The 22843-nt window shown below is 59.1% G+C and carries 7 protein-coding genes; all 7 read left to right on the forward strand.

Annotated features, from left to right (window positions below; all coding sequences use genetic code 11):
• The first annotated feature begins 178 nt into the window (after nucleotides 1-178).
• The 7 genes from KPHS_34650 (at nucleotide 179) to KPHS_34710 (ending at nucleotide 22645) form a co-directional block, all read left to right on the forward strand.
• The gene (locus KPHS_34650) at nucleotides 179-1138 is read left to right on the forward strand and encodes an AraC-type transcriptional regulator (RefSeq protein YP_005227765.1); all 960 of its coding nucleotides are present in this window, start codon (nucleotides 179-181) and stop codon (nucleotides 1136-1138) included.
• Between the two features lie 190 nt (nucleotides 1139-1328).
• Nucleotides 1329-7436 (forward strand): High-molecular-weight nonribosomal peptide/polyketide synthetase 2 (HMWP2), encoded by a 6108-nt coding sequence (locus KPHS_34660; RefSeq protein YP_005227766.1) that lies wholly within the window; start codon nucleotides 1329-1331, stop codon nucleotides 7434-7436.
• A gap of 87 nt (nucleotides 7437-7523) precedes the next feature.
• Entirely contained in the window at nucleotides 7524-17015 is a 9492-nt protein-coding gene (locus tag KPHS_34670; RefSeq protein YP_005227767.1) for a High-molecular-weight nonribosomal peptide/polyketide synthetase 1 (HMWP1), read from the forward strand.
• A complete protein-coding gene (locus KPHS_34680; protein YP_005227768.1) occupies nucleotides 17012-18112 on the forward strand; it encodes an irp3 protein, yersiniabactin siderophore biosynthetic protein in 1101 nt (366 codons plus the stop codon). Before KPHS_34670 ends, KPHS_34680 begins: the two co-directional genes overlap by 4 nt.
• A 62-nt stretch (nucleotides 18113-18174) precedes the next feature.
• A complete protein-coding gene (locus KPHS_34690) occupies nucleotides 18175-18912 on the forward strand; it encodes a putative thioesterase YbtT (protein ID YP_005227769.1) in 738 nt (245 codons plus the stop codon).
• 3 nt (nucleotides 18913-18915) lie between these two features.
• Nucleotides 18916-20493, forward strand: coding sequence for a yersiniabactin siderophore biosynthetic protein (locus tag KPHS_34700; protein YP_005227770.1), 1578 nt, complete (start codon nucleotides 18916-18918; stop codon nucleotides 20491-20493).
• 130 nt (nucleotides 20494-20623) lie between these two features.
• Nucleotides 20624-22645: a pesticin/yersiniabactin TonB-dependent receptor gene (locus KPHS_34710; protein YP_005227771.1), complete on the forward strand. Its 2022-nt coding sequence runs from the start codon at nucleotides 20624-20626 to the stop codon at nucleotides 22643-22645.
• Nucleotides 22646-22843 lie beyond the last annotated feature (198 nt).

The following is a 22843-nucleotide window of genomic DNA, read 5'->3' on the forward strand; positions in this document are numbered from 1 at the left end:
TTGAGATGACATGGGAGTAACTGAATTTCCTGATGAATTTTTACGGACGCCAAAAACGACAATTCAGGGTGGCGTTCTGAGAATTAATGTGAATAATAACCATTATCAATAACTCATCTACCCCATTCGGTTCTATTTATACCCGCATTGGTCTAAGCCACAGGGAGATAACCAGGTCATGACGGAGTCACCGCAAACGCAATCTGAAATCTCTATTCACCAGTTGGTGGTCGGGAAACCTGCAAACGATGGCAATATTCCTGCTCAGTGTGAACTGCTGCGCTGTTCGTTGCAGGAAGGTATGGATATTTTGCTCTGGAGGGGCCATTTTGCGCGGCCTGAGACGTTGCAGCTACACGACGATCTGGGCAGGATTAACTTCTCGTGCATCCTGGAAGGCACATCGCGCTTTGCGATTCAGGGACTCCGGCGCCACACCGACTGGGAGCTTGCGCGCAATCGCCATTACATTACCCATACGCCAGACTGTCGCGGCAGCGCCTCCTATTGTGGCCGATTCGAGAGCATTACCCTCTCCTTCAGCCCTGAAACCCTCGCGCTGTGGGTGCCGGATATTAGCGCGGTCATTAAGAATAAGATCGACTCCCACTGCTGTTGCCAGCAGCAGCGTTGTAATGCTGAAACCCACTTAACGGCTCAGGCCTTGCGTCACGCGCTGATGCGCATGCACGGCAGCTTCAGTCATGAACAAAAGCCGTCGACGCTATGGTTGCAGGGGCAAAGTCTGGTCATGCTCAGTCTGGTGCTGGATGAACATCGCGAAGACGCCAGTTGCCTCTCCTGCCACTTCAACCCGATGGAACGCCAGAAACTGCTGCGGGCGAAGGATCTGCTGCTGGCTGATCTGACGCAAGCGCCGGGCGTCGCGGAGCTGGCCAGAGAGTCCGGTCTGAGCGTTCTCAAAATTAAGCGAGGCTTCCGCGTTCTGTTCAACAACAGCGTCTATGGCCTGTTTCAGGCTGAACGAATGCAGGAAGCCAGAAGACGCCTGGCCAACGGCAATACCTCCGTCATGACGGTGGCGGCCGATCTGGGCTATGCCAACGCCAGCCATTTCTCTGCCGCCTTCCAGAAACAGTTTGGCGTAACCCCTTCGACCTTTAAACGCGTGATGTAACCGGGGTCGCGCCCCCCTAAACTCCTCCCTGACAGAGGCCCGGATACCCCATCCGGGCCTCTGTTCTTTCCGCCTGTTACCAACCCGAAACGGGCATAAATAAACCCGTTTCGGGTAGCATCCAATTGTTAATAATTATTATTCTCATATGAGCAATGCTTTTCGGTAAGACGTGCCATCAGGAGGAAGAATGATTTCTGGCGCACCATCTCAGGATTCGCTGTTACCGGACAACCGCCACGCGGCTGATTACCAACAATTACGCGAGCGGCTCATACAGGAACTGAATTTAACGCCGCAGCAGTTACATGAAGAGAGCAACCTGATCCAGGCCGGCCTGGATTCCATAAGATTGATGAGATGGTTACACTGGTTTCGTAAAAATGGCTACCGCCTTACCCTTCGCGAGCTGTATGCCGCCCCCACGCTGGCGGCATGGAACCAGTTAATGCTCAGCCGGTCGCCTGAGAACGCGGAAGAAGAAACGCCGCCCGACGAATCATCCTGGCCGAACATGACCGAAAGTACCCCCTTCCCATTGACGCCAGTACAGCACGCCTACCTGACGGGCCGCATGCCGGGGCAGACGCTTGGCGGCGTGGGTTGCCACCTGTATCAGGAGTTTGAAGGCCATTGTCTGACGGCGTCGCAGTTGGAGCAGGCCATCACGACCTTGCTGCAACGCCACCCAATGCTGCATATCGCCTTTCGCCCCGACGGGCAGCAGGTCTGGCTACCGCAACCTTACTGGAACGGCGTCACCGTTCATGATTTAAGCCATAACGACGCTGAAAGCCGCCAGGCCTATCTGGACGCACTGCGCCAGCGCCTGAGCCACCGTCTTTTACGCGTGGAAATCGGCGAAACGTTTGATTTTCAGCTGACGCTCTTGCCGGACAATCGCCACCGCCTCCATGTCAATATTGACCTGCTGATTATGGATGCCTCCAGCTTTACGCTTTTCTTCGATGAGCTTAACGCCCTGCTGGCCGGAGAATCGCTGCCGGCTATCGACACCCGCTATGATTTCCGCTCGTATTTGCTGCACCAGCAGAAGATCAATCAAACACTGAGAGACGACGCGCGCGCTTACTGGCTGGCGAAAGCATCGACGCTTCCCCCCGCGCCCGTCTTGCCGCTGGCCTGCGAACCCGCCACGCTACGTGAAGTCCGTAATACCCGACGCCGCATGATTGTCCCGGCAACACGCTGGCACGCCTTTAGCAACCGGGCCGGCGAGTATGGCGTGACGCCGACAATGGCGCTGGCGACCTGTTTTTCTGCCGTGCTGGCTCGCTGGGGCGGCCTGACGCGTCTGCTGCTTAACATCACCTTATTCGACCGCCAGCCGCTGCACCCGGCGGTTGGCGCGATGCTTGCCGACTTCACCAATATTCTTCTGCTGGATACCGCCTGCGATGGCGATACCGTCAGCAACCTGGCGCGTAAAAACCAGCTCACGTTTACGGAGGACTGGGAGCATCGCCACTGGTCCGGCGTCGAATTACTCCGTGAACTCAAACGCCAGCAGCGCTACCCCCACGGCGCCCCGGTGGTATTTACCAGCAATCTGGGGCGTTCCCTCTACAGCAGCCGCGCAGAATCGCCGTTGGGCGAGCCGGAATGGGGCATCTCGCAAACGCCGCAGGTCTGGATAGATCATCTGGCGTTCGAGCATCACGGCGAGGTCTGGCTACAATGGGACAGCAACGACGCGCTGTTCCCTCCGGCGTTAGTCGAAACATTGTTCGACGCCTACTGCCAGTTGATTAACCAACTCTGCGATGACGAAAGCGCCTGGCAAAAGCCGTTCGCAGATATGATGCCCGCCAGCCAGCGCGCGATACGCGAACGGGTCAACGCCACCGGCGCCCCCATTCCCGAAGGCTTGCTGCATGAAGGCATTTTCCGTATCGCTCTGCAACAGCCGCAGGCGCTGGCGGTAACGGACATGCGTTATCAGTGGAATTATCATGAGCTGACAGACTATGCCCGCCGTTGCGCGGGCAGGTTAATCGAGTGCGGGGTTCAGCCCGGCGATAATGTGGCTATCACGATGTCGAAAGGCGCAGGACAACTTGTTGCGGTTCTGGCCGTCCTGCTGGCCGGGGCGGTTTACGTTCCGGTTTCGCTGGATCAGCCTGCCGCACGGCGCGAGAAAATCTACGCTGACGCCAGCGTCCGGCTGGTGCTCATTTGTCAGCACGACACCAGCGCCGGGTCAGACGATATTCCCGTCCTTGCCTGGCAGCAGGCCATTGAGGCGGAGCCGATCGCCAACCCGGTAGTACGCGCCCCCACGCAACCGGCCTACATTATCTACACCTCCGGCTCTACCGGTACGCCGAAAGGGGTAGTCATTTCTCACCGGGGAGCGCTTAACACCTGTTGCGATATCAATACCCGCTATCAGGTTGGCCCGCATGACAGGGTGCTGGCCCTCTCCGCCCTACATTTTGATTTATCGGTTTACGACATTTTTGGCGTACTGCGCGCGGGCGGCGCGCTGGTGATGGTGATGGAAAATCAACGGCGCGATCCTCACGCATGGTGTGAGCTGATCCAGCGCCATCAGGTCACGCTCTGGAACAGCGTCCCGGCGCTGTTCGATATGCTGCTGACCTGGTGTGAAGGTTTCGCCGACGCCACGCCGGAAAACCTGCGCGCAGTGATGCTTTCCGGCGACTGGATCGGGCTTGACCTCCCCGCCCGTTATCGGGCCTTCCGGCCACAAGGACAATTTATCGCGATGGGCGGCGCCACCGAGGCGTCTATCTGGTCTAACGCCTGCGAAATTCACGACGTCCCCGCCCACTGGCGCTCCATCCCTTACGGTTTTCCGCTAACCAACCAACGCTACCGGGTGGTGGATGAACAGGGCCGGGACTGCCCTGACTGGGTGCCGGGTGAATTATGGATTGGCGGCATTGGGGTCGCGGAAGGCTATTTCAACGATCCCCTGCGTAGCGAGCAGCAATTTTTGACGCTCCCGGACGAGCGCTGGTATCGCACCGGCGATCTCGGCTGCTACTGGCCAGATGGCACAATCGAGTTCCTCGGTCGTCGCGACAAGCAGGTCAAAGTCGGAGGATATCGCATCGAGCTGGGCGAAATCGAAAGCGCGCTCAGCCAGCTGGCGGGGGTGAAACAAGCAACCGTTCTGGCGATCGGCGAAAAAGAAAAAACGCTGGCGGCATACGTTGTTCCTCAGGGCGAGGCTTTTTGCGTTACCGATCATCGGAACCCGGCACTGCCGCAGGCGTGGCACACGCTTGCGGGAACGTTGCCCTGTTGCGCCATCTCGCCAGAGATCTCCGCAGAACAGGTAGCCGATTTCCTTCAGCATCGCCTGCTAAAACTGAAGCCGGGTCACACCGCTGGCGCCGATCCTCTCCCCCTGATGAACTCACTCGCTATCCAGCCGCGCTGGCAGGCCGTGGTGGAACTCTGGTTAGCATTTCTGGTGACACAACGGCGACTGAAGCCCGCTGCTGAAGGTTATCAGGTCTGCGCTGGTGAAGAACACGAGGATGAGCACCCGCACTTCAGCGGACATGATTTAACGTTATCGCAAATTCTTCGCGGTGCCCGTAACGAACTGTCGTTACTGAACGACGCGCAGTGGTCGCCGGAAAGCCTGGCCTTTAACCATCCGGCCAGCGCCCCGTATATTCAGGAACTGGCGACAATTTGCCAACAGCTTGCACAGCGCTTACAGCGCCCGGTACGCCTGCTTGATGTGGGAACCCGCACTGGCCGCGCCGCAGAATCGCTGTTAGCACAGCTCAACGCCGGACAGATTGAGTATGTCGGGCTTGAGCAGAGCCAGGAGATGCTGCTGAGCGCCCGGCAGAGGCTCGCCCCCTGGCCTGGCGCCCGTCTGTCCCTCTGGAATGCAGACACGCTGGCGGCGCACGCTCACTCGGCGGACATTATCTGGCTTAATAACGCCCTGCATCGTCTGCTGCCGGAAGATCCCGGGCTCCTTGCGACATTACAACATCTTGCCGTTCCCGGCGCGCTGCTCTACGTGATGGAGTTTCGCCAGTTAACGCCGTCCGCCCTGCTCAGCACGCTCCTGTTAACCAATGGGCAGCCGGAGGCCTTGCTGCATAACAGCGCCGACTGGGCGGCATTATTTAGCGCGGCCGCCTTCAACTGTCAGCATGGCGATGAGGTCGCGGGGTTACAACGCTTCCTCGTACAATGTCCTGACAGGCAGGTGCGCCGCGATCCCCGTCAACTTCAGGCCGCCCTCGCCGGACGTCTGCCGGGGTGGATGGTGCCGCAACGGATCGTCTTCCTCGACGCCTTACCGCTGACGGCTAACGGGAAAATTGACTACCAGGCGCTGAAGCGTCGTCATACCCCTGAAGCGGAAAACCCGGCCGAAGCGGATTTACCCCAGGGCGACATTGAAAAACAGGTTGCCGCCCTCTGGCAGCAACTCTTATCAACTGGCAATGTCACCAGAGAAACCGACTTCTTCCAGCAAGGCGGCGATAGCCTGCTGGCGACCCGTCTGACCGGGCAACTTCATCAGGCAGGTTATGAAGCGCAATTAAGCGACCTGTTTAATCATCCCCGGCTGGCGGATTTTGCCGCCACGCTGCGGAAAACCGACGTCCCGGTCGAACAACCATTCGTCCACTCCCCTGAAGAACGCTACCAGCCCTTTGCGCTTACCGACGTGCAGCAGGCTTACCTGGTGGGGCGTCAGCCGGGCTTTGCCCTGGGCGGCGTCGGCTCACATTTCTTTGTTGAATTTGAAATTGCCGATCTGGACCTCACCCGGCTGGAGACGGTCTGGAACCGATTAATCGCCCGCCACGATATGCTGCGCGCCATCGTGCGTGATGGACAGCAACAGGTGCTCGAACAGACGCCCCCCTGGGTGATACCCACACACACCCTCCATACGCCTGAAGAGGCGTTGCGGGTGCGCGAAAAACTGGCGCATCAGGTACTCAACCCCGAAGTGTGGCCGGTATTCGATCTCCAGGTCGGATACGTGGACGGGATGCCTGCCCGCCTGTGGCTGTGTCTGGATAACCTGTTGCTTGACGGTCTGAGCATGCAGATCCTGCTGGCGGAGCTGGAGCACGGCTACCGCTACCCGCAACAGCTGCTTCCGCCGCTGCCCGTCACCTTCAGGGATTATCTGCAACAACCCTCGCTACAGTCGCCCAATCCAGATTCTCTGGCATGGTGGCAGGCGCAGCTTGATGATATTCCTCCGGCGCCTGCGTTGCCGCTGCGCTGCTTGCCTCAGGAGGTTGAAACACCGCGCTTCGCCCGCCTGAACGGCGCGCTGGACAGCACGCGCTGGCATCGGCTGAAAAAACGGGCGGCTGACGCCCATCTCACTCCGTCGGCCGTACTGTTGTCGGTGTGGTCAACGGTTCTCTCTGCATGGAGTGCACAGCCTGAGTTCACGCTTAACCTTACGCTTTTCGACAGGCGACCGCTGCACCCGCAAATCAACCAGATTCTGGGCGATTTCACCTCGCTGATGCTGCTGAGCTGGCATCCCGGCGAAAGCTGGCTGCACAGCGCGCAGTCACTACAGCAGCGGCTGAGCCAGAACCTCAACCACCGCGATGTGTCAGCCATCCGCGTGATGCGTCAACTGGCGCAACGGCAAAACGTGCCTGCCGTTCCGATGCCCGTCGTCTTTACCAGCGCGCTGGGCTTTGAGCAGGATAACTTCCTCGCCCGGCGTAATCTGCTCAAACCGGTCTGGGGCATCTCCCAGACGCCGCAGGTCTGGCTCGATCACCAGATTTATGAATCCGAAGGCGAACTGCGCTTTAACTGGGATTTTGTCGCCGCGCTGTTTCCTGCCGGGCAGGTGGAGCGCCAGTTTGAACAGTATTGCGCATTGCTAAACCGAATGGCCGAGGATGAAAGCGGCTGGCAACTGCCGCTCGCCGCGCTGGTGCCTCCCGTTAAACACGCAGGGCAATGCGCAGAGCGCTCACCGCGCGTATGCCCTGAGCACTCTCAGCCACACATTGCGGCGGACGAGAGCACCGTCAGCCTGATTTGCGACGCCTTCCGCGAGGTGGTTGGCGAGTCTGTCACGCCCGCAGAAAACTTCTTTGAGGCGGGCGCAACGTCGCTGAATCTGGTGCAACTGCACGTTTTGTTACAACGTCACGAATTTTCCACCCTGACGTTGCTTGACCTCTTCACCCACCCTTCTCCTGCTGCCCTGGCCGATTATCTGGCCGGCGTCGCCACGGTGGAGAAAACAAAACGACCTCGCCCTGTTCGCCGTCGTCAGCGGCGGATATAGCGCGAAGCAAACTGATTTTCCCCGGAACGCCATCGCGAACGCATGGCGTTCCATTGACTTTGTGAATCTTAGGAAACGGGACCGATTATGGATAACTTGCGCTTCTCTTCTGCGCCGACAGCAGATTCCATTGATGCATCGATCGCTCAACACTACCCGGACTGCGAACCTGTCGCGGTTATCGGCTACGCCTGCCATTTTCCTGAATCGCCGGATGGCGAAACGTTCTGGCAAAATCTGCTGGAAGGTCGTGAATGCAGCCGACGCTTTACGCGCGAAGAGCTTCTGGCCGTCGGTCTGGATGCCGCCATCATTGACGATCCTCATTATGTCAATATCGGTACGGTGTTAGACAACGCCGACTGCTTCGACGCCACCCTGTTTGGCTATTCGCGACAGGAAGCGGAGTCGATGGACCCGCAGCAGCGCCTATTTTTGCAGGCGGTCTGGCATGCGCTGGAACATGCCGGTTATGCCCCCGGCGCCGTCCCCCATAAGACCGGCGTTTTCGCCTCTTCCCGGATGAGTACCTACCCCGGTCGCGAAGCATTGAACGTGACAGAAGTCGCGCAGGTAAAAGGTCTGCAATCTCTGATGGGCAATGATAAAGACTATATTGCCACCCGCGCCGCGTACAAACTCAACCTGCACGGCCCGGCGTTATCGGTACAGACCGCCTGCTCCAGCTCGCTGGTTGCAGTGCATCTGGCCTGTGAAAGCCTGCGCGCAGGCGAATCCGATATGGCGGTTGCCGGCGGCGTGGCGCTCTCTTTCCCCCAGCAGGCAGGCTACCGCTACCAGCCCGGAATGATTTTCTCTCCTGATGGTCACTGTCGTCCCTTTGACGCCTCGGCTGAGGGCACCTGGGCCGGTAACGGTCTCGGCTGCGTGGTGCTGCGTCGCCTGAGAGACGCGCTGCTGTCAGGCGATCCGATTATCTCGGTGATCCTCTCCAGCGCGGTCAACAACGACGGCAACAGAAAGGTCGGCTATACCGCCCCTTCCGTCGCAGGGCAACAGGCAGTCATCGAAGAGGCGTTAATGCTGGCGGCCATCGACGACAGGCAGGTAGGTTACATTGAAACCCACGGCACCGGCACACCGCTGGGCGACGCGATTGAAATTGAAGCGTTACGCAACGTCTATGCGCCTCGCCCGCAGGATCAGCGCTGTGCGCTCGGTTCCGTGAAAAGTAACATGGGCCATCTGGATACCGCGGCGGGCATTGCCGGACTGCTGAAAACCGTTCTGGCAGTCAGTCGCGGGCAAATTCCTCCCTTACTGAATTTTCACACCCCCAACCCGGCGCTGAAACTTGAAGAGAGCCCCTTTACCATACCGGTGTCGGCACAGGCATGGCAGGACGAAATGCGCTATGCGGGCGTCTCCTCCTTTGGTATTGGCGGCACCAACTGCCATATGATCGTCGCCTCGCTGCCCGACGCGCTCAACGCGCGCCTCCCCGATACGGATAGCGGCAGAAAAAGTATCGCGCTGCTGCTCAGCGCCGCCAGCGACAGCGCGTTGCGGCGGCTGGCGACGGATTATGCCGGGGCGCTGAGAGAGGATGCGGATGCCAGCTCTCTGGCCTTCACAGCCCTGCACGCGCGCCGTCTCGATCTCCCCTTCCGCCTGGCGGCGCCATTAAACCGTGAAACCGCCGAGGCGCTCAGCGCCTGGGCCGGTGAGAAATCGGGGGCGCTGGTTTACAGCGGCCACGGCGCCAGCGGCAAGCAGGTGTGGCTGTTTACCGGCCAGGGCTCGCACTGGCGCACTATGGGTCAAACGATGTACCAGCACTCAACGGCGTTTGCCGACACGCTGGATCGCTGTTTTTCCGCCTGTAGCGAAATGCTCACGCCGTCACTGCGCGAAGCGATGTTTAACCCCGATTCGGCGCAGCTGGACAATATGGCCTGGGCGCAGCCGGCGATTGTCGCGTTTGAAATCGCGATGGCGGCGCACTGGCGTGCTGAAGGACTGAAGCCAGACTTCGCCATTGGGCATTCCGTCGGTGAATTTGCCGCTGCCGTTGTCTGCGGACACTATACGATTGAACAGGTCATGCCACTGGTTTGTCGGCGCGGCGCGCTAATGCAGCAGTGCGCAAGCGGCGCGATGGTGGCGGTATTTGCAGACGAAGACACGCTGATGCCGCTGGCTCGCCAGTTTGAGCTGGATCTCGCCGCCAACAACGGTACGCAACATACGGTATTTTCCGGGCCGGAAGCCCGTCTCGCGGTATTTTGCGCCACGCTCTCGCAGCATGACATTAACTATCGTCGCCTGAGCGTAACCGGTGCGGCGCACTCCGCTTTACTGGAGCCGATACTCGATCGGTTCCAGGAAGCCTGCGCGGGACTGCACGCGGAGCCGGGGCAAATACCGATTATTTCCACGCTCACCGCCGACGTCATTGATGAGTCAACGCTCAACCAGGCGGATTACTGGCGCCGACACATGCGCCAGCCGGTGCGTTTTATCCAGAGTATTCAGGTGGCGCATCAGCTCGGCGCCCGCGTTTTTCTGGAGATGGGGCCCGATGCCCAGTTGGTTGCTTGCGGGCAGCGCGAATACCGCGATAACGCATACTGGATAGCCAGCGCCCGGCGTAACAAAGAGGCGAGCGATGTCCTCAATCAGGCCCTGCTCCAGCTTTACGCTGCCGGCGTCGCCCTACCGTGGGCCGACCTGCTGGCGGGCGATGGACAACGTATCGCTGCGCCATGTTATCCGTTTGATACTGAGCGTTACTGGAAAGAGCGCGTCTCCCCGGCCTGCGAGCCTGCCGACGCAGCGCTGTCTGCCGGGCTGGAGGTGGCGAGTCGCGCCGCGACAGCGCTCGATCTCCCTCGCCTGGAAGCGCTTAAACAGTGCGCCACGCGACTGCACGCCATCTACGTCGATCAACTGGTACAACGCTGTACCGGCGATGCCATTGAGAACGGCGTGGACGCCATGACCATCATGCGCCGTGGACGTCTGCTGCCCCGCTACCAGCAGCTACTCCAGCGCCTGCTGAATAACTGCGTGGTCGACGGCGATTACCGCTGCACCGACGGGCGATACGTCCGCGCCCGCCCCATTGAACATCAACAGCGGGAATCACTGCTGACGGAACTTGCCGGTTATTGTGAAGGTTTTCAGGCTATTCCCGACACCATCGCCCGTGCCGGCGATCGGTTATATGAAATGATGAGCGGCGCGGAAGAACCGGTGGCGATTATCTTCCCGCAAAGCGCCTCCGACGGCGTGGAAGTGCTGTATCAGGAATTCAGCTTTGGCCGCTATTTCAACCAAATCGCCGCCGGGGTATTACGCGGCATTGTCCAGACGCGTCAGCCCCGCCAGCCGTTGCGTATTCTTGAAGTTGGCGGCGGAACCGGCGGCACCACCGCGTGGCTGCTGCCGGAACTCAACGGCGTTCCGGCACTGGAGTACCATTTCACCGATATCTCGGCGCTGTTCACCCGTCGCGCCCAGCAGAAATTCGCCGACTATGATTTTGTGAAGTATAGCGAGCTGGATCTCGAAAAAGAGGCGCAGTCTCAGGGTTTCCAGGCACAGTCTTACGATCTTATCGTGGCAGCGAACGTGATTCACGCCACCCGCCATATTGGCCGCACGCTCGATAATCTGCGCCCCCTGCTCAAGCCGGGCGGGCGCCTGCTGATGCGCGAAATCACCCAGCCAATGCGTCTGTTTGACTTCGTTTTCGGCCCGCTGGTTCTTCCGCTACAGGATCTCGACGCCCGCGAAGGTGAGTTATTCCTCACCACCGCTCAGTGGCAACAACAGTGCCGCCACGCCGGATTCAGCAAAGTGGCGTGGCTACCGCAGGATGGCAGCCCGACCGCCGGGATGAGCGAACATATCATTCTCGCCACGCTGCCCGGTCAGGCGGTTAGCGCCGTAACATTCACCGCGCCATCAGAACCCGTGTTGGGGCAGGCGCTGACGGATAACGGTGATTATCTCGCCGACTGGTCTGATTGCGCAGGTCAGCCCGAACGGTTTAACGCCCGCTGGCAGGAGGCCTGGCGTCTGCTTTCACAGCGTCATGGCGACGCTCTACCTGTGGAACCGCCCCCCGTCGCCGCCCCGGAGTGGCTGGGGAAGGTTCGCTTAAGCTGGCAAAACGAAGCCTTTTCCCGCGGTCAGATGCGCGTTGAAGCCCGTCATCCTGCTGGCGAGTGGCTGCCGCTATCGCCCGCCGCGCCTCTTCCTGCGCCGCAGACGCATTATCAATGGCGCTGGACGCCCCTCAACGTCGCCAGCATTGACCATCCGCTTACCTTTAGCTTCAGCGCCGGTACGCTTGCGCGCAGCGACGAGCTGGCGCAATACGGCATCATTCACGATCCGCACGCCTCTTCGCGACTGATGATTGTTGAGGAGAGCGAGGATACGCTGGCCTTAGCGGAGAAAGTGATAGCAGCGCTCACCGCCAGCGCAGCCGGATTGATTGTGGTTACTCGCCGCGCGTGGCGAGTCGAGGAAAATGAAGCACTCTCTGCATCCCATCACGCGCTATGGGCCTTGCTTCGCGTCGCGGCCAACGAACAGCCGGAACGGTTGCTTGCCGCCATCGATCTCGCCGAAAACACCCCGTGGGAAACGCTGCATCAAGGGTTGAGCGCAGTCTCACTATCACAGCGCTGGCTCGCCGCACGGGGTGACACCCTTTGGCTCCCTTCACTGGCGCCCAATACGGGATGCGCCGCTGAATTACCGGCAAACGTGTTTACCGGCGATAGCCGCTGGCATCTGGTGACCGGAGCGTTTGGCGGATTAGGCCGCCTTGCCGTGAACTGGCTCAGAGAAAAAGGGGCGCGACGCATCGCCCTGCTGGCGCCGCGCGTGGATGAGTCATGGCTACGCGACGTGGAGGGCGGGCAGACGCGCGTCTGCCGTTGTGATGTGGGCGATGCCGGGCAACTGGCCACGGTTCTTGACGATCTGGCGGCCAACGGCGGCATTGCCGGAGCGATTCATGCCGCTGGCGTATTGGCTGACGCGCCCTTGCAGGAGCTTGATGACCACCAGTTGGCTGCCGTTTTCGCGGTAAAAGCGCAGGCGGCAAGCCAGCTGTTGCAAACCCTGCGCAACCACGACGGACGCTATCTTATTCTCTACTCTTCCGCTGCCGCCACCCTCGGCGCGCCGGGTCAGAGCGCCCATGCGCTGGCCTGCGGCTACCTGGACGGGCTGGCCCAGCAGTTTTCCACCCTTGATGCGCCGAAAACGCTCTCTGTCGCCTGGGGCGCATGGGGAGAAAGCGGTCGGGCGGCCACGCCGGAAATGCTGGCGACGCTCGCCAGCCGAGGTATGGGCGCGTTAAGCGATGCCGAAGGCTGCTGGCACCTGGAACAGGCGGTGATGCGCGGCGCCCCGTGGCGACTGGCGATGCGCGTTTTTACCGACAAAATGCCCCCGTTACAACAGGCTCTGTTTAACATCAGCGCCACAGAAAAAGCCGCAACGCCGGTCATTCCTCCTGCTGATGACAACGCCTTTAACGGCAGCCTGAGCGATGAAACAGCGGTGATGGCATGGCTGAAAAAGCGGATTGCGGTTCAGCTAAGGCTGAGCGATCCGGCGTCACTGCATCCAAACCAGGATCTGTTGCAACTCGGCATGGACTCGCTGCTCTTCCTTGAACTCAGTAGCGATATTCAGCACTACCTGGGCGTACGCATCAATGCGGAACGGGCGTGGCAGGATCTGTCTCCTCATGGACTCACGCAGCTTATCTGTTCTAAGCCAGAGGCGACGCCTGCCGCTTCGCAGCCGGAAGTGTTGCGGCACGACGCCGACGAGCGTTATGCGCCCTTCCCTTTGACGCCCATTCAGCACGCCTACTGGCTGGGGCGAACCCACCTCATTGGCTATGGCGGCGTCGCCTGTCACGTCCTGTTTGAGTGGGATAAACGCCACGATGAGTTCAATCTCGCCATACTGGAGAAAGCATGGAACCAGCTCATCGCACGCCACGATATGTTGCGTATGGTGGTTGATGCCGACGGGCAGCAGCGAATCCTGGCGACAACGCCGGAGTATCACATCCCGCGTGACGATCTGCGCGCGCTTTCCCCGGAAGAACAGCGCATCGCGCTGGAAAAACGGCGGCATGAACTGAGCTATCGCGTTTTGCCTGCCGACCAGTGGCCTCTTTTTGAGCTGGTGGTCAGCGAAATCGACGATTGCCATTACCGTCTGCATATGAACCTCGACCTTTTGCAGTTTGATGTGCAGAGTTTTAAAGTCATGATGGACGACCTGGCGCAGGTCTGGCGCGGTGAAACGCTGGCGCCGCTCGCTATTACCTTCCGTGATTATGTGATGGCTGAACAGGCGCGCCGACAGACATCGGCATGGCACGATGCCTGGGATTACTGGCAGGAAAAACTGCCGCAACTGCCCTTAGCGCCAGAGCTGCCGGTGGTTGAGACGCCCCCGGAAACGCCACACTTCACCACCTTCAAATCGACGATCGGCAAGACAGAATGGCAGGCCGTGAAACAGCGCTGGCAGCAGCAAGGCGTCACACCGTCTGCCGCGCTGCTCACGCTGTTTGCCGCCACCCTTGAGCGCTGGAGCCGTACCACAACATTTACGCTGAACCTGACGTTCTTCAATCGCCAGCCGATCCATCCGCAAATCAACCAGTTGATTGGTGATTTTACCTCCGTCACGCTGGTTGATTTTAACTTCTCAGCGCCGGTGACGTTGCAAGAGCAGATGCAACAGACCCAACAGCGCCTCTGGCAAAACATGGCGCACAGTGAAATGAACGGTGTTGAGGTGATCCGTGAGCTGGGCCGCCTGCGCGGATCACAACGTCAACCGCTGATGCCGGTAGTGTTTACCAGTATGCTGGGGATGACGCTGGAAGGCATGACTATCGATCAGGCGATGAGCCATCTGTTCGGCGAACCCTGCTATGTATTCACGCAAACGCCGCAGGTCTGGCTGGATCATCAGGTCATGGAGAGCGACGGCGAGTTGATGTTTAGCTGGTACTGCATGGACAACGTGCTGGAACCCGGCGCTGCCGAGGCGATGTTTAATGACTATTGCGCCATCCTGCAAGCCGTCATCGCCGCCCCTGAAAGCCTGAAGACTCTCGCCAGCGGCATCGCCGGGCACATTCCCCGCCGACGCTGGCCGCTGAACGCGCAGGCGGACTACGACCTGCGGGATATTGAGCAGGCGACGCTCGAATACCCCGGCATCCGGCAGGCCAGAGCGGAAATAACCGAACAGGGCGCGTTGACGCTGGATATCGTGATGGCCGACGATCCGTCGCCATCAGCGGCGATGCCTGATGAGCACGAACTTACCCAACTGGCGCTGCCGTTGCCTGAGCAGGCGCAGCTTGATGAGCTGGAGGCGACCTGGCGCTGGCTGGAGGCGCGTGCGCTACAGGGGATCGCGGCTACGCTAAATCGTCACGGCCTGTTTACCACGCCGGAGATCGCCCATCGCTTTAGCGCAATAGTACAGGCGCTGTCCGCGCAAGCGTCTCACCAGCGTCTGCTGCGCCAGTGGCTACAGTGTCTGACGGAAAGAGAGTGGTTAATCCGCGAAGGTGAAAGCTGGCGCTGCCGCATTCCGCTCTGCGAGATTCCTGAGCCTCAGGAAGCGTGCCCGCAAAGCCAATGGAGCCAGGCGCTGGCGCAGTATCTGGAAACCTGCATCGCCCGGCACGACGCCCTCTTCTCCGGGCAGTGTTCTCCGCTGGAATTGCTGTTCAACGAGCAGCATCGCGTTACCGACGCGCTGTATCGCGACAACCCCGCCAGCGCCTGTCTGAATCGCTATACCGCGCAGATTGCCGCCTTGTGCAGCGCAGAACGGATTCTGGAGGTTGGCGCCGGAACCGCAGCCACTACCGCGCCGGTGCTGAAGGCCACGCGGAACACGCGGCAGTCGTACCACTTCACGGACGTCTCCGCGCAGTTCCTCAATGACGCCAGAGCCCGTTTCCATGATGAATCGCAGGTGTCTTATGCCTTGTTCGACATCAACCAGCCGCTGGATTTCACCGCCCACCCGGAGGCGGGTTACGACCTGATCGTTGCCGTCAATGTGCTCCACGACGCCAGCCATGTCGTCCAGACGTTGCGCAGATTAAAACTGTTGCTGAAAGCCGGCGGACTTTTGATGATCGTTGAAGCGACGGAGCGAAACAGCGTATTCCAGCTGGCGAGCGTGGGCTTTATTGAGGGATTAAGCGGATACCGCGATTTCCGCCGCCGGGATGAGAAACCGATGCTCACCCGCTCCGCATGGCAGGAGGTTCTCGTTCAGGCCGGGTTTGCAAACGAGCTGGCGTGGCCCGCGCAGGAATCGTCGCCGCTGCGCCAGCATCTGCTGGTGGCGCGTTCGCCTGGCGTAAATCGCCCGGATAAAAAAGCCGTGAGCCGCTATTTACAGCAGCGCTTTGGCACCGGTCTGCCCATTTTACAGATCCGGCAAAGAGAAGCGTTATTTACGCCGCTGCATGCCCCGTCTGATGCGCCGACTGAGCCAGCCAAACCCACGCCAGTTGCCGGGGGGAATCCGGCGCTGGAAAAACAGGTGGCTGAACTCTGGCAATCGCTGCTGTCTCGCCCCGTGGCAAGGCATCACGACTTTTTCGAACTGGGCGGCGACAGCCTGATGGCGACAAGGATGGTCGCGCAGCTAAACCGGAGAGGGATTGCCAGGGCTAACCTTCAGGATCTGTTCAGCCATTCGACGCTGAGCGACTTCTGCGCCCATCTACAGGCGGCTACGTCAGGAGAGGACAACCCGATACCCCTTTGCCAGGGCGACGGTGAGGAAACCCTGTTTGTCTTCCACGCTTCAGACGGCGATATCAGCGCCTGGCTGCCGCTCGCTAGCGCGTTGAACAGGCGCGTTTTCGGCCTGCAAGCAAAATCGCCGCAGCGCTTTGCCACGCTCGACCAGATGATCGATGAGTATGTCGGGTGCATCCGTCGTCAGCAGCCTCACGGCCCTTATGTGCTGGCGGGTTGGTCGTATGGCGCGTTTCTTGCGGCGGGCGCCGCAAAGCGCCTGTACGCCAAAGGCGAGCAGGTTCGGATGGTGTTAATCGATCCCGTGTGCCGACAGGATTTCTGTTGCGAAAACCGGGCGGCCCTGCTGCGCCTGTTAGCCGAAGGACAAACGCCTCTGGCACTGCCCGAACATTTCGACCAGCAGACGCCCGACAGCCAGCTTGCCGACTTTATCAGCCTCGCTAAAACGGCCGGTATGGTGCCGCAAAACCTGACGCTGCAAGCGGCAGAAACGTGGCTCGACAACATCGCGCATCTGCTGCGTTTACTGACTGAGCATACGCCGGGCGAAAGCGTTCCGGTCCCCTGTCTCATGGTGTATGCCGCCGGGAGACCCGCGCGCTGGACGCCAGCAGAAACCGAGTGGCAGGGCTGGATAAACAACGCCGACGACGCTGTGATTGAAGCCAGCCACTGGCAAATCATGATGGAAGCCCCCCACGTTCAGGCTTGTGCGCAACACATTACGCGCTGGCTTTGCGCAACCTCAACGCAACCGGAGAACACGTTATGATGCCGTCCGCCTCCCCAAAACAACGCGTACTGATTGTGGGCGCCAAATTTGGCGAAATGTACCTGAATGCCTTTATGCAGCCCCCGGAGGGGCTGGAACTGGTCGGCCTGCTGGCGCAGGGAAGCGCCCGTTCAAGAGAGCTGGCTCATGCGTTTGGCATTCCGCTGTATACCTCGCCGGAACAGATAACCAGGATGCCGGATATCGCCTGTATTGTCGTGCGTTCGACCGTCGCCGGAGGAACCGGTACGCAGCTTGCCAGACACTTTCTGACGCGCGGCGTACACGTCATTCAGGAGCATCCCCTCCACCCGGATGACATCAGTTCCTTACAAACGCTGGCGCAGGAACAGGGCTGCTGCTATTGGGTAAACACGTTTTATCCGCATACGCGCGCGGGACGCACATGGCTTCGCGATGCGCAGCAGCTGCGTCGCTGCCTGGCTAAGACGCCGCCGGTAGTCCACGCCACCACCAGCCGACAGTTGCTCTACTCCACTCTGGATTTGTTGTTGCTGGCTCTGGGCGTTGATGCCGCCGCCGTGGAGTGCGACGTGGTTGGCAGCTTTAGCGATTTTCACTGTCTGAGACTCTTCTGGCCGGAGGGAGAAGCCTGCCTGCTGCTTCAGCGCTATCTCGATCCTGACGATCCAGATATGCATAGCCTTATCATGCACCGCCTGCTGCTGGGCTGGCCGGAAGGTCATCTTTCGCTGGAGGCGAGCTACGGCCCCGTCATCTGGTCATCCAGCCTGTTTGTCGCAGACCATCAGGAGAACGCCCACAGCCTCTACCGCAGACCGGAGATCCTGCGCGATCTGCCGGGTCTGACGCGCAGCGCGGCGCCCCTGAGCTGGCGCGACTGCTGCGAAACCGTCGGGCCGGAGGGCGTCAGCTGGTTGCTACACCAGTTGCGCAGCCATCTGGCGGGCGAACATCCACCAGCGGCCTGCCAAAGCGTACATCAGATCGCGTTATCACGTTTATGGCAGCAGATTTTACGTAAGACCGGCAATGCGGAGATCAGACGCCTGACGCCGCCACACCACGACCGGTTAGCCGGTTTCTACAACGATGATGATAAGGAGGCGCTGTGACGCAATCTGCAATGTGCATCCCGCTGTGGCCCGCCCGAAACGGTAATACTGCGCATCTAGTCATGTGCCCTTTCGCTGGCGGCAGCAGTAGCGCGTTTCGCCACTGGCAAGCTGAGCAACTGGCTGATTGCGCGCTTTCTCTGGTGACCTGGCCGGGGCGCGATCGCCTTCGCCATCTGGAACCGCTCAGAAGCATTACACAACTGGCGGCACTGCTGGCGAACGAGCTGGAAGCATCCGTATCGCCTGACACGCCGCTTTTACTCGCCGGGCACAGCATGGGGGCACAGGTGGCGTTTGAAACCTGCCGACTTCTGGAGCAACGGGGGCTTGCGCCACAAGGACTGATTATTTCCGGGTGCCATGCCCCGCATCTGCATTCTGAACGCCAGCTCAGCCATCGCGATGATGCCGACTTTATCGCTGAGCTGATAGACATTGGCGGATGTTCTCCTGAACTGCGGGAAAACCAGGAATTAATGTCGCTGTTTCTTCCTCTTCTGCGCGCTGATTTTTACGCCACCGAGAGCTATCACTACGACTCGCCCGACGTCTGTCCGCCGCTGCGCACGCCTGCGCTGTTATTGTGCGGCAGCCACGATCGCGAAGCCTCCTGGCAGCAGGTCGATGCCTGGCGTCAGTGGCTGAGCCCCGTTACAGGCCCGGTGGTGATTGACGGCGATCATTTCTATCCCATTCAACAAGCCCGGTCCTTTTTTACGCAGATTGTCCGCCATTTTCCCCACGCATTTTCTGCAATGACCGCGTTGCAAAAACAGCCCAGTACTTCAGAAAGGTGACGCATGAATTCTTCCTTTGAATCTCTGATTGAACAGTATCCCTTACCCATTGCCGAACAGTTGCGCCACTGGGCGGCCCGTTATGCCTCGCGAATTGCCGTCGTTGATGCAAAGGGGTCGTTAACCTACAGCGCGCTTGATGCACAAGTTGACGAACTTGCCGCAGGTCTGTCATCACTGGGTTTGCGTTCGGGGGAGCATGTAATTGTGCAGCTTCCCAACGACAACGCGTTTGTTACCCTGCTGTTCGCCTTGTTAAGACTGGGCGTTATCCCCGTGCTGGCGATGCCCTCGCAACGGGCGCTGGATATCGACGCGCTGATTGAGCTGGCGCAACCCGTCGCTTACGTTATTCACGGGGAAAACCACGCAGAGCTGGCCCGACAGATGGCGCACAAACACGCCTGCTTGCGTCATGTTCTGGTCGCTGGAGAGACCGTGAGCGACGATTTTACGCCGCTCTTCTCCCTTCACGGTGAGCGACAGGCATGGCCGCAGCCTGATGTTTCCGCCACCGCGTTGTTGTTGCTCTCAGGCGGCACAACCGGCACGCCCAAACTCATCCCGCGCCGACATGCCGACTATAGCTATAACTTCAGCGCTTCTGCTGAACTGTGCGGCATCAGCCAACAGAGCGTGTATCTCGCCGTCCTCCCGGTGGCGCATAACTTTCCGCTGGCCTGCCCCGGTATTCTGGGAACGCTTGCCTGCGGCGGAAAAGTGGTGCTGACCGACAGCGCCAGCTGTGATGAGGTGATGCCTTTAATCGCGCAGGAAAGAGTGACTCACGTCGCCCTGGTTCCGGCGCTGGCGCAATTATGGGTGCAGGCCAGGGAGTGGGAAGACAGCGACCTTTCGTCGCTGCGCGTCATTCAGGCAGGCGGCGCCCGGCTCGACCCGACGCTTGCTGAGCAGGTTATCGCCACCTTTGACTGTACCCTGCAACAGGTTTTCGGTATGGCGGAAGGCCTGCTCTGTTTTACCCGGCTGGACGATCCGCATGCCACCATTCTCCACAGCCAGGGGCGCCCGTTGTCCCCTCTGGATGAAATCCGCATCGTTGATCAAGACGAGAACGACGTCGCGCCGGGCGAAACCGGGCAATTGTTAACGCGCGGCCCTTATACCATTTCGGGCTATTACCGCGCCCCTGCCCACAACGCGCAGGCCTTTACCGCGCAAGGGTTTTACCGCACAGGCGACAATGTCAGGCTGGATGAGGTGGGAAACCTGCATGTTGAGGGACGCATAAAAGAGCAGATCAACCGCGCCGGAGAAAAAATAGCCGCGGCTGAAGTGGAATCGGCACTGCTGCGTTTAGCGGAAGTGCAAGATTGCGCGGTGGTCGCCGCGCCGGACACGCTGCTTGGCGAGCGGATTTGCGCGTTTATCATCGCGCAGCAGGTGCCAACTGACTATCAGCAGTTGCGTCAACAACTGACCCGTATGGGGCTCAGCGCGTGGAAAATTCCTGACCAAATCGAGTTTCTGGACCACTGGCCGCTCACCGCCGTCGGCAAGATAGACAAAAAACGCCTGACGGCTCTCGCCGTCGACCGTTATCGCCATTCTGCCCAATAAGCGCAAACCGACCCGAAACAGGTTGAAATAAACCCGTTTCGGGTAGCACCACTATTAGAAATAGTTATCATTTTCAATTCACCATTGTCGGTATTTTTGGCGTTTCGCCGTCTTACAGGGACTCACAACAATGAAAATGACACGGCTTTATCCTCTGGCCTTGGGGGGATTATTGCTCCCCGCCATTGCTAATGCCCAAACTTCACAGCAAGACGAAAGCACGCTGGTGGTTACCGCCAGTAAACAATCTTCCCGCTCGGCATCAGCCAACAACGTCTCGTCTACTGTTGTCAGCGCGCCGGAATTAAGCGACGCCGGCGTCACCGCCAGCGACAAACTCCCCAGAGTCTTGCCCGGGCTCAATATTGAAAATAGCGGCAACATGCTTTTTTCGACGATCTCGCTACGCGGCGTCTCTTCAGCGCAGGACTTCTATAACCCCGCCGTCACCCTGTATGTCGATGGCGTCCCTCAGCTTTCCACCAACACCATCCAGGCGCTTACCGATGTGCAAAGCGTGGAGTTGCTGCGAGGCCCACAGGGAACGTTATATGGCAAAAGCGCTCAGGGCGGGATCATCAACATCGTCACCCAGCAGCCGGACAGCACGCCGCGCGGCTATATTGAAGGCGGCGTCAGTAGCCGCGACAGTTATCGAAGTAAGTTCAACCTGAGCGGCCCCATTCAGGATGGCCTGCTGTACGGCAGCGTCACCCTGTTACGCCAGGTTGATGACGGCGACATGATTAACCCCGCGACGGGAAGCGATGACTTAGGCGGCACCCGCGCCAGCATAGGGAATGTGAAACTGCGTCTGGCGCCGGACGATCAGCCCTGGGAAATGGGCTTTGCCGCCTCACGCGAATGTACCCGCGCCACCCAGGACGCCTATGTGGGATGGAATGATATTAAGGGCCGTAAGCTGTCGATCAGCGATGGTTCACCAGACCCGTACATGCGGCGCTGCACTGACAGCCAGACCCTGAGTGGGAAATACACCACCGATGACTGGGTTTTCAACCTGATCAGCGCCTGGCAGCAGCAGCATTATTCGCGCACCTTCCCTTCCGGTTCGTTAATCGTCAATATGCCTCAGCGCTGGAATCAGGATGTGCAGGAGCTGCGCGCCGCAACCCTGGGCGATGCGCGTACCGTTGATATGGTGTTTGGGCTGTACCGGCAGAACACCCGCGAGAAGTTAAATTCAGCCTACGACATGCCGACAATGCCTTATTTAAGCAGTACCGGCTATACCACCGCTGAAACGCTGGCCGCATACAGTGACCTGACCTGGCATTTAACCGATCGTTTTGATATCGGCGGCGGCGTGCGCTTCTCGCATGATAAATCCAGTACACAATATCACGGCAGCATGCTCGGCAACCCGTTTGGCGACCAGGGTAAGAGCAATGACGATCAGGTGCTCGGGCAGCTATCCGCAGGCTATATGCTGACCGATGACTGGAGAGTGTATACCCGTGTAGCCCAGGGATATAAACCTTCCGGGTACAACATCGTGCCTACTGCGGGTCTTGATGCCAAACCGTTCGTCGCCGAGAAATCCATCAACTATGAACTTGGCACCCGCTACGAAACCGCTGACGTCACGCTGCAAGCCGCGACGTTTTATACCCACACCAAAGACATGCAGCTTTACTCTGGCCCGGTCGGGATGCAGACATTAAGCAATGCGGGTAAAGCCGACGCCACCGGCGTTGAGCTTGAAGCGAAGTGGCGGTTTGCGCCAGGCTGGTCATGGGATATCAATGGCAACGTGATCCGTTCCGAATTCACCAATGACAGTGAGTTGTATCACGGTAACCGGGTGCCGTTCGTACCACGTTATGGCGCGGGAAGCAGCGTGAACGGCGTGATTGATACGCGCTATGGCGCACTGATGCCCCGACTGGCGGTTAATCTGGTCGGGCCGCATTATTTCGATGGCGACAACCAGTTGCGGCAAGGCACCTATGCCACCCTGGACAGCAGCCTGGGCTGGCAGGCGACTGAACGGATGAACATTTCCGTCTATGTCGATAACCTGTTCGACCGTCGTTACCGTACCTATGGCTACATGAACGGCAGCAGCGCCGTCGCGCAGGTCAATATGGGTCGCACCGTCGGTATCAATACGCGAATTGATTTCTTCTGATTATTGTAAAAGGGATACCGAAAAGGTATCCCTTTTACACCACTAGTTAAAACCAGTAACTCAGCAGAGTCGCAAAAAATATTAATCCATAGTGATTATTTAAACAATGAAATTGCGATTAGGACAAATAGATTTAACTTTCTCGTTCCTTTCTCTCCTTATACTAAAGAAATAATCATATCAAAATAAAAATTCACA

The organism is Klebsiella pneumoniae subsp. pneumoniae HS11286 (assembly GCF_000240185.1).
GTDB lineage: Bacteria > Pseudomonadota > Gammaproteobacteria > Enterobacterales > Enterobacteriaceae > Klebsiella > Klebsiella pneumoniae.